This is a genomic window from Candidatus Aminicenantes bacterium, from assembly GCA_011049425.1.
In the GTDB taxonomy this organism is placed as follows: Bacteria; Acidobacteriota; Aminicenantia; order UBA2199; family UBA2199; genus UBA876.
Genome location: DSBM01000127.1, coordinates 1 through 9,856 on the forward strand (window position 1 = coordinate 1; position 9,856 = coordinate 9,856).

11 protein-coding genes are annotated in these 9,856 nt (G+C 52.0%); 7 read left to right on the top strand and 4 right to left on the bottom strand.

Annotation, left to right across the window (positions count from 1 at the left end; translation table 11 throughout):
• Both ENN40_08740 and ENN40_08745 read left to right on the top strand, forming a co-directional pair.
• Positions 1-520: hypothetical protein (locus tag ENN40_08740; GenBank protein HDP95428.1), on the top strand; the 520-nt coding region annotated here is incomplete at its 5' end.
• Positions 521-524: 4 nt separating this feature from the next.
• On the top strand, positions 525-782 hold the full coding sequence (locus ENN40_08745; GenBank protein HDP95429.1) for a hypothetical protein: 258 nt from the start codon (positions 525-527) through the stop codon (positions 780-782).
• A 123-nt stretch (positions 783-905) separates the two neighbouring features.
• On the opposite strand, the gene ENN40_08750 is transcribed toward ENN40_08745, so the two are convergent.
• Positions 906-1,949, bottom strand: coding sequence for a hypothetical protein (locus ENN40_08750; GenBank protein ID HDP95430.1), 1,044 nt, complete (start codon positions 1,947-1,949; stop codon positions 906-908).
• Positions 1,936-2,574, bottom strand: a complete 639-nt coding sequence (locus ENN40_08755) for a hypothetical protein (protein ID HDP95431.1) — start codon at positions 2,572-2,574, stop codon at positions 1,936-1,938. Before ENN40_08755 ends, ENN40_08750 begins: the two co-directional genes overlap by 14 nt.
• Positions 2,575-2,736: 162 nt before the next feature.
• Between ENN40_08755 and ENN40_08760 the strand changes: the two genes are divergently transcribed.
• Positions 2,737-3,438, top strand: a complete 702-nt coding sequence (locus ENN40_08760; GenBank protein HDP95432.1) for a hypothetical protein — start codon at positions 2,737-2,739, stop codon at positions 3,436-3,438.
• A 256-nt stretch (positions 3,439-3,694) separates the two neighbouring features.
• Here the strand turns inward: ENN40_08760 and ENN40_08765 are convergent, their stop codons facing one another.
• Together ENN40_08765 and ENN40_08770 are read right to left on the bottom strand one after the other, a co-directional pair.
• The gene (locus tag ENN40_08765; protein ID HDP95433.1) at positions 3,695-4,324 is read right to left on the bottom strand and encodes a class I SAM-dependent methyltransferase; all 630 of its coding nucleotides are present in this window, start codon (positions 4,322-4,324) and stop codon (positions 3,695-3,697) included.
• Positions 4,325-4,577: 253 nt separating this feature from the next.
• On the bottom strand, positions 4,578-5,705 hold the full coding sequence (locus tag ENN40_08770) for an ATP-binding protein (GenBank protein HDP95434.1): 1,128 nt from the start codon (positions 5,703-5,705) through the stop codon (positions 4,578-4,580).
• Between the two features lie 600 nt (positions 5,706-6,305).
• Here ENN40_08770 and ENN40_08775 point away from each other — a divergent pair.
• From ENN40_08775 to ENN40_08790, 4 genes are all read left to right on the top strand, one after another.
• Positions 6,306-6,614, top strand: a complete 309-nt coding sequence (locus ENN40_08775) for a type II toxin-antitoxin system RelE/ParE family toxin (protein ID HDP95435.1) — start codon at positions 6,306-6,308, stop codon at positions 6,612-6,614.
• A gap of 12 nt (positions 6,615-6,626) precedes the next feature.
• Positions 6,627-7,721: an ImmA/IrrE family metallo-endopeptidase gene (locus tag ENN40_08780; GenBank protein ID HDP95436.1), complete on the top strand. Its 1,095-nt coding sequence runs from the start codon at positions 6,627-6,629 to the stop codon at positions 7,719-7,721.
• Between the two features lie 282 nt (positions 7,722-8,003).
• Positions 8,004-8,705, top strand: coding sequence for a hypothetical protein (locus ENN40_08785; GenBank protein ID HDP95437.1), 702 nt, complete (start codon positions 8,004-8,006; stop codon positions 8,703-8,705).
• A 211-nt stretch (positions 8,706-8,916) separates the two neighbouring features.
• Positions 8,917-9,856 (top strand): hypothetical protein (locus ENN40_08790; protein HDP95438.1); only part of this gene is annotated, 940 nt, incomplete at its 3' end.

Below are 9,856 nucleotides of genomic sequence, written 5' to 3' on the forward strand. Positions count from 1 at the left end.
AAATGGTTTTAATGAAAAGCTTGTTTGGGGCGGAGAAGATGCTGATATTTGCGAACGCATAACCAATGCCGGCTGGAAAATTAAATACGCCGGGGATTCTTTTGTGTATCACAAGGCACGCTGTAGCTTGAAATCGTTTGTGCAATGGATTTATCGCAGGGGAAACGCCAGGTATCATTATTCAAAAAACAGATTGAAACTATATTTGAGTCTCGCCTTGGGAATAACGGGGATTTTGTTTTTGGCGATAAAGCCTTGGATCACATTCATTATGGGACTTATTGTATTAACAGGAACAATAACGGCAATTCTGTTCACTTCAAAATTCAAATACTTAATCAGGCGCAGGAAAAGGATAAAAGTAAGCCTGACAAGCATAATACTGGTTATAGCCCCTTTGGAATTGTTGCGGCATGTCATTATGCTGGCCGGAGAAACAAAAGAAGCACTAAAAAATGCAATCGGAAAAATGACAAAAAGACTCAAGCGCGGACAAAAGAGCGATCGTTCTCCCGGTTGACGGAGTGGAAGAGGCTGCCGAGGTAGTTTCGGGACAAGGCAGGCCCCGCCAGGGATGGTACCAGAGTTTTGAACGGGCCCACGGCTATGTGTGTTCGGGCCTGTTTGCCTCTCTGGGTTTCTGGCAGGTTCTCTGGCAAAAGCAGGGATTGGCCATGCACGACAAGATCGCCGACACCACGGTGATCCGGCTTCCCAAAAAGAAACGCATCGAGAAACCCGGAAACACTCGCGGTAAGGGGTGGAGAATAAAAAAAGTTTAAGGCAGTAGATAGAGTTGAGGGAAGGAAGGGAGTCAACTTTATACGTTTATACGCCCCGGCCCCAATGTTTGCCCGAATCCATGCGGGTATGTCTGCCGGCCCTTTTTTTACGGCAAGGAAGGATCAGAGCAGCTTGAATATGAACAGGAAAAGAACGACTACCGGAGCGAACGTCGCAAATGCGTGTTTGTAGAGAATCTCGAGGGGCAGAATCCGGTCAATCAGCCATTCCATTGTCTTTGCCCTGGCGCGAATATCCGCTTTCATCTTGCGCATCAAAAGAAAAATAGGGTGAAAAGGTGAAAGGAAAAGCAGGAAAGATACAATCAGGTAAGCAACGATCCCGAGGTGAACCAGGATACCGGAACCGAAGTCGCCGAACTTGATGCTACGGATAATCAACAGGCTCAATCCGAAGCCGCAAGCCGCGTTGTAATAAGAGAACTGAAGCAGATACTCGGCGAGGGGTCGCAAGCCGCCACACTTATCCGGATTCGTCAGGTTGAGATTCAGGCGGTAGTTGCGTACCGCCCGGCGGAACTCGCGGATAAAAACCAGCTCCCGGGCAAAGATGGTGAAAAACATGTACCAGGCGGGGATCCAGATGAGAAAGATTTTCAGGTAATGAAAGGCGGATCCCCGGTCCACCGCGCCGCCCCAGGCGTTGCCTCCGAGAATCTGCACGAAGTGGACCGCCGCCAGTCCGAGCGCGAGCATGACGGCGAGAGTCGTGATCGTTTTGTTGAACACACGTTTGTGCAGTACATGGGCGGCAAAGTCGGGCAAATCCGGCGCTTTTGCCAGAGAAACGCCGTTCTGATGAAGGCGCAGAAACAGGTAGGGCAGCCTTGCCGCCAGCCAGACAAAGAAAAAAAACGTGATCGGAATCATGGAAAAGTCGTACAATGCGTCCAGCCAACCGCTGGGGGGGCCGATGATTCCCTTAGCGCCGGGGGAAAAAACGACACCGCCCGCCAGGTAGGTCAACGCCACGAGGAAAAACCCGGCCAAACCGCTTTTCAGGGGGGATAAACGCAGCTTGTTGATCATAAAGCCGGCAAGGGGGTCTGTTTTAAACGCCTGCAAATAGCGTTCGCGCGCAATCCGCAACATGTCGACCTTTTTGCTGAAACTCCGGTAGTGAGCGTCGATTTTAGCCGTGGTCATGATCGTGCGCTCCTTTGTCTGATCCGGGGCTCCGTTGGTGACCGAGAACCCATTGCCGGAACGAGCGGATCACCCGGTGTCCCTTGGTATTCAGGGAAGAGATGTTACAGCCTGGATAATGGTTGCCCATCTCCTTCAGGGTCAGGCCGTTCTTGAGCCGGAAAAGAAAGAAATCGGCGGCTTTTTTCTTGGTCACCCATTTCGCGCGGCCATACGTTTCCTCGATGAAATAGAATATCTCTTTGCGGATTTGTTCCCAGGACAGGCCCTGCCAATCGTTGTTGTCCGGTTCACCCGGATCCTTAGCCTCCTTTTCCCCGGAAATCTCCCCGGACTGGATGTCGTGCAGGATCAACATGAATGGATCCTGCACCAGTCGATTGTGCATTTTCTGCAGTCGTGACTGCTGGTTGATGGTATTGCGGATATGATTCCGCAGTGCTTTCTTTAAATAGTTGGACAACTCGTTTTGCGGTCTCTTTTCAATCGAGATGAACTTTTCGGGGTGGCGTTGAAAATAGTCCAGCAACCGTTCCAGTGCCGCGGCGGAAATATCGGCCATTTCATCCGGGTCATAAAAGCCCCGCTGCCGCAACTCTTTTTCCCCGGATCTGATCAGTTCCATGTAATGGCCCTTGTCCGATAAATAACGGCAGAAGTCCATCCCACCATTATATATACAACGCAACACTCAATCCATAACACTTCGGTCATAGAATAAATTTGATTTGTAGTTGTTCTGGAAGCAGATCTCTGAAAAAGGGAAATCACTGCAAAAGGAGGGAAAATGCAGAAGACCAGGAGCAGAATGCTTCAGATGACAGTGTGGGGGGTGATGCTTTTGCTCATCGTCCCATGGGGCTGCAAAAAATCTTCGGAAACCGAGAATCCCGACCGGTATGCGTTGACCGTATCCGTGAGTACGGGGGTATCCGGCAGCCCCGCCGCCGGCAACACCACGTACGGGGTTGGAACTCTTGTCAACTATGACTATGCGACAGAGCAGGGGTACAAAGATCTGGAGGTGATATTGGATGACCAGGCGGTTGCGGAATCGGGCGTGATTACCATGGACCGCAACCACACGTTGCAGGCCTCGGCCACGAGAATCGCCTACATGCAAGGCGATTGGCTGATCGACATATCCTGGACATCGGGGAACTGCAACGTGGAAGATGTCATCGATTTTTCCTGCACAGGAACCCAGGATGGCGGAAACTTCACCCTCACCCTGGAGGATATTCCGGTTGGAGAAGCCGAGATGGACCTGGTTCTGAGCGGTCCCATCGATGAGGCCGGCAACTTTACGCTCAGCGGAAGTCAGTCCGTCACCACCGGCGGTATGACGTACATTTTTGAGTTTTCCGGAAGCGGAAAAATGGACGGTGAGGATTACTTTGACTCCACGGTGGACCTGGCCATCACCTTAGAGGAAATGTCCCAGACCTGCAACCATCACGGTACCTTGATCGGCACCCGGATTCAGTAAACAATCTCTGCGGAAGAAAGGGGCCCGGAGCAATTCCGGGCCTCTTTTCCCCGGGAAACCGCCCGCCTCACAGACCGCCCGGGACCTTTTTACAAGCGTCCCCAGTTCGATGTTCGATAATGCCGAGACCCCAACCAAGGGGCGAAAAATTTTTCGCCCCGACATTTCAACCAATGCATCACTCTATGCATAGGGGCGGTTCGCGAACCGCTCCTGCCTCTCGCGCCCCGCCAGAACCGGTCGCGGCGTTACTTGACTATAATTCCGGTTTGCAAAACACCCGGGTGTAGGCGGGAAAGCAGCCATGACTCGCATGCAGGGTGAACCCGGTTTCCCCGGCCAGGCGCTCCACCCGGCGGGGCAACAGGAAATCGGGATCCGGCAATGCTTCCGTCACCAGCAACAATCCCCCGGGCTTGAGGCGCGCGAACAACTCAGCCAGGGCGGCGGCCTTGTCGCGGATTTCCCCCAGCACGGTGACCAGCACGGCGCGATCGAATTGCTCCTGCCCTTCCAGCGCGCCTTCCCCCAGGCCGCCCTGGAGCGGATGAACGTTTTCCAATCCCTCCCGCCGGACCCGCGCGTCAAGCCGCCGCAGCATGTCCGCCTGCAGGTCCAGGCCGACCACTTCGCCCCGCGGGCCGACGCGGCGGGCGAAGGGAATGGCCAGGCGTCCGGGCCCGCAGCCCGCGTCCAATACGCGCATGCCGGGTCGCAGGTCCATGTACCGCATCAGCCGTTCGGCCCCGGCGTAGCGGCGCGTGACGGGGTTGTCCAGCACAAAAGAAAACCAGGACGGGCATGCCCCGCCCCGCAGCCGCCTTACCAGCAGGGCCGCCAACCCCGCTACGGCGATCCCCCCGATCCACATGGTTGTGCGCTTCATTTCACTTTTCCACTACCACTCCCCCTCCCCGCCTGTCAAGCACCGGCCGATTTTAAAAAAACCACGGAATACACGGAACACACGGAAAAACAGGTAGCAGGAGACAGTCCCCTTGCCCCTCGCCAATCGCCAATAGCCCCTCGCCAATGGTCCAATCATCACAGATCGGACGGAGCGGCAGCGATGCTCCGGCCGATAACCTCATCACCGGACTTGAAGTTCCCCCATCACCGTTCTTTACTTTTTCCGGCTTTCAATCCTGGACGAAAGAGAGGAAGTTTTCCGGAGTAATGGAGTGAAAGATACTGCCGGGGTAATTCCGGGCAAACGCGTTGGGGAGGGAAGCGCTTTTTGTTGGGTTCCACTTGAACTCATACGCGTAAAGCCGGCCGTCCCGTTCCTCGATGTAGTCGATCTCCTGCTGGGTGTGGGTGCGCCAGAAAAAGAGGTTGGCAAAGCGGAGGCGGTACTCGTTGGTTTTGCGCCGTTCGCTGATCAGGAAATTTTCCCACAGGGCGCCGATATCCTGACGCAACTGCGGGGGATTGAAATTGTTGATGATGGCATTGCGGACTCCGTTGTCATAGAAGTAGATCTTACGTCCCTTTTTAATTTCGTTGCGAGCATTCCGGGACAATGAGGGCAGCTTGAACACCACGAAGGCTTTTTCCAGAAGGTCGATGTAGCGCTCGACAGTGACGGGATCGATAGCGATGAGTTGGCCCAGTTCCCGGTATACCACTTCCTGGCCGACCTGCAGGGCCAGAGCCTGGAGAAGCTTTTCCAGGATGACCGGCTTGCGGATGGTTTCCTGGATGAACAAGTCCTTGTAGAGGTAACTGGAAGAGAGTTGACTGAGGATCTCCCGTTCATGCCCTGGATTCATGACCACATCCGGATATTGGCCGTAAACCAGGCGGTGTTCAAGCAGGGGCCTTTCCTGCAGTTCACCGAAGTGTTTAAAAAGTTCGGCACAGGACAAGGGGTACATGAAAAATTCAAATTTGCGACCCGTGAGGGGTTCGCGGGTTTCCCCAGCCAGGTCCAGCGATGAAGAGCCCGTCACCAGGAGTTGAACCCCGGGGGAATGATCCACCAGCATCTTGAGGGTCAACCCGATATCAGAAATTCGCTGCGCCTCATCAACCACTACGATTCGCTTGGAACCGATCAAAACTTCCAGTTCGGCTATCCCCACACCGGCCAAACGCTGCCTGGCGTGGGGGTCGTCTCCATTGATCCAGAGGGTTTGGTCTTGAAATGGGGCAACGATTTTTCTCAGCAGGGTGGTCTTACCCACCTGCCGGGGACCGATGACCACGATGGCCTTGGCGCGAAACAGGCGTTCCCGGATCAGACCCTCCAATTCCCTGGCAATCATGCAAACCTCCCAATCAAAACATTTTACTGAATGCGCAGACTATAATCAACAATTTTATATAAATAATTAGATTTAGGCAGATGGAGCGTCATCTGAAATCCAAAATACAAGCAATTCATTCCCCGCTCCTGCCCCTTGCCACTCGCCCCTCGCCAATAGTCCAATCATCACAGATCAGCCGGAGCGGCAACGATGCTCCGGCCGATAACCTCATCACCGGACTTGAAGTTCCCCCATCACGGAATTTTCACTTTCGACTTTGAGATCTGACCCCGAAGGGTGTAGGCTTCCATCTCCTTCTGCTGATCTTCCTGCTGTTTCGTATCCGGGGCGCATGCCAGGGCAAAGATCAACACCATGATAAATGCGGCAAAAAATGTCTTTTTCACTTTTCCCTCCTACATGAACAGCTCCATTATGCCCTGCCGCGTAAAACAACAAAAAATTGAAATGAGCCCCCGCTTAATTTGCAATAATGAAGACTTGAGCCAGGGTTTTTGTCTTCCGTAACTTGCCTAATAAAATTTACCTATCTTGTTATGTAGAATTTAAGATTTATTTATGTTATATATATAATATCTTTAACTTTCTGAGTAATGCATGGAATACTTTTTCGGTGACAAAGAGTTAATTAAGCTTTATTGCTCAGGTGAATCAAGGAAGCTGAAATTGCCGAGAGGAGTGGCCGTAAAATTTGTGGAACGGGTCAATCGCATAGAAGCGGCGGATACGATTAATGATTTGCGCATTCCTCCTTCCATGCGGTTTGAAAAACTGGAAGGAAGAAAGGATACTTTTTCTTTGAGATTGACTAAGGAGTACAGGCTTGAGATTTTGATCGATTTTCAGGATCAGGAAAAGCTCAAGGGAATCGTAACAATCATGAAAATATCCAAGCATTACGAATAAAAAGGAGGAAACATGGGCAAGTACAAACCTTTTGTGCTTCTGGGCCCCGGGGATGCAATCAAGGAAGAACTTGAGTTTTATGGCTGGAGGCAGGAAGATCTGGCCGAAATTATGGGCATGAGCATCAAGCATGTGAACCAATTGGTCAAGAACAGGGCTCCGGTTACATTTGATACCGCCAGGCTTTTGAGCCGGGTTTTCAAACAGTCCGTTCAATTCTGGATCAATCTGGACACCAATAATCGCCTTCAACTTGAGGAGAGCGCACTGAATGAGGAAACCGCCGCTAAGGCCTTGATATTTCGTTATATGCCCGTACTTGAAATGCACAAAAAAGGCTGGTTGAATAAAAACGACAACCTGATCGCCCAAGTGAAGGCATTCTGGAATATTCGGAATCTTCAATTTGATTTCATGAAGGAAAATGTTCCCGCGTATTTCAGAAAATCGCAAACAAAAAAGGGATTCAATCCTTATTATGCGTTGACATGGATACAGAAAGCCAGAATTGAAGCGACTAAACAAGCCGAAATCAATCACTACAATGAAGAGGGTCTTTATCAATTGGCGGATGAAATTCCTGCATTTACGCGTAAAGGGAAGGGGATAACTGAATTCATCGATGCTTTGAACCGGAACGGTGTTGTTTTTTTGCATCTTCCCCACTTGTCCCAGACGTATACGGACGGTGCCGTTTTATGGCTGGATGAAAATCCCGTTATTGTCTACACGGCTCGATTCGACAGAAACGACAACTTCTGGTTTACGATTACCCATGAAATCGCCCACATCCTGCTGCACGACGCTTTAGAGCATAATGAGTTCATCGACAGTTTCGACCTGATGGATGTAAGCGAAAAATCGGAAAATGAAGCCGACAAATTCGCCCGGAAACACCTTAAATCCGATGACGTTGTCCGGTTTTTCGCCGACTCAATCACTTGTTCAAAAAAGAAAGTCATGAAGTGTGCGGAAATTTTCGGCCTTCACCCGGCCGTTGTTGTCGGTTGCCTGCAACACGAAGGCAAAATCAGTTTCCGATCCTGCACCGAATTCAAGGAGCCCGTCAGGATTCATCTTCCCGATCCACCCGGAAGCAACGCCTGAACCCCCGGAAAAACCTTCAGCCACGGGATTCATTGAGCCCGCTATTTTCTCCACTTTCATACTGCACGGACCTGTCCCTCTTCTTTTTTCCATCACAACTCCGGTAAGTTCCTTCATCACCACCCGGCCGGTAGCCCGATCACCGCGCCTTTTTTTATACGTTTTTTCTACTTTCTACCTTCTACAGGGCGGTTCACGAACCGCCCCTTGACCCCCGTCTGAAAAATGCTTCATAATAGACATTAAAAAGGCGTGCAACTCGATTTCTCATCAGGGGGAACCATGATCAGGCACACAGGCATCTTTTCCGGGATTGTTTTATTGTGCGTGTTCGCGCTCGCGACCGGGTCGCGGACAGAAGGGGCCAAGCAGTCGACCGAAAGCATCAATAACCTGCAGATCCACCTTTCCCTAGACAAACCCGTCTGCCGGCCGGGAGAGGAGATCGCGCTGACCGTTGAGTTCGCGAACCGGGGTGCCAAACCGTTCCGCGTTCTTGTCCACGACGTTTTTATCGGCGAAGAACTGGAGGTGAAGCGCCAGGGAGGGGAAAGCATTCCGCGCCAAAGTGGTTTTATCTGGCACTCCCCCAAGGTGAACCATTTTCCGGGACGCACCTTTGCCCTGGCGCCGGGAGAACAGAAAACCATTTCCCTCGAAGCGCGCCTGGACCTACAATACCGGCTGGTTTTCGCCGCTCCCGGCGGGCGGGAAAACAACCCGGACATGCAGAAAGTCAAAGCGCGCCTGGGGCTGCCGGACGGTTATCCGGACAAATATGTGTCCCGCGGCCGTGTTTTCCCTTTGGAGAAGCCGGGCCTGTATGAAATCCGTTTCGTTTATGAACGGACCGAGGCGGACAGGCAATGGAATTTGCCTGGAAACCTGCCGCAGGCGGAACGCTCTCTCGACCACCTATGGTTGGGGAAAGCCGCTTCCAACACCATCGCGGTGGAAGTAAAAGACCTGTGCCGCGGCGATTGAAATCCGCGAAGCCCTGGCGAAGGTGGTCGCCTTCATTCAAATCCCAAATCCAAAACAAATTCAAATGACTTGAAACAAGTTGAAGAGTTGAAAAGGAAAGAAGTAGAACGGTTTTTAAAGGTATTTGCTTTCGACTTTAGACTTTCAACTTTCTACTTAGGCCCCTCGCCCCTCGCCTCTCGCCCCTTGCCAAGTTAAAGTTGAGTGAGGAATGGAAATTTCCTTGAAACCCCGATTTCACAATCATAAAATCATCTTATGTGAGAATCAGATTTCCCGGCCGTCACCACCTGCAGTAATTCCCGGGGAAATGGATTTACTGTCAGTCGCGCGACAGCAAGCGCTAAAAACACAGGGAGAGGAGAAAAAATTGAAACAGAAACTTGTTTTCCTGCTGGTCGGACTTGTCGGTTTTGTGGGCTTGTCATGGGGAGTGGAAAAAGATGCGTCTGCGCCCACGGTCACCATCGGGTCAACCGCCTGGTACAGCCAGGAGATTGCCCACGAGGAGTTGCTCAAAATCGCCCGCAAGGAGAAGAAGCCGATCCTGACGGTTTTTTCAGCGCTCTGGTGCAATCCCTGCCGGCATTTGAAAGAGGAAACCTTTAAAAAGGGCGCGTTCAAAACCGTAGCCGAAAAGGTCATCCTGCAATATATCGAGCAGACCACTCCGAACGGCCAGGCCTATTGCGAACAATTCGCCATCACCTCTTACCCGACCATGAAGATCTTTTCTCCCGAGGGAGAGCAGCTTGAGGAATACGGCATGCCGGAGCGATCAGTGGAAGGGTTCAACCAGTGGATCGACAAGGTAAAATCCGGAGACCATTTGCTGGCCGCGCGCCGGAACGTGGAAAAAAACCCGCACGACCTCGCCGCCCGGATGAAACTGGCCCGTTCGATCGGGTACTACCGCATGGAAGAAGCTTTCACGCACCTGGATGCCATCCTAGATTCAGACCAGGCAGCAAAACCCCGTCCGGACAGCTTCCACGAGGCCATGGAACTGAAAGGGCAGTTGGCCGCATATTATCTCAACCAGCTCAGTTACAATCGGGCCAAAGGCTCGTCTTCGCGGCCGTCCGTCACCACCCTGCCCGAGTACCCGGCTCTCAAACGGCACATGGATCGACTGTTTGAAAGCTACGCCC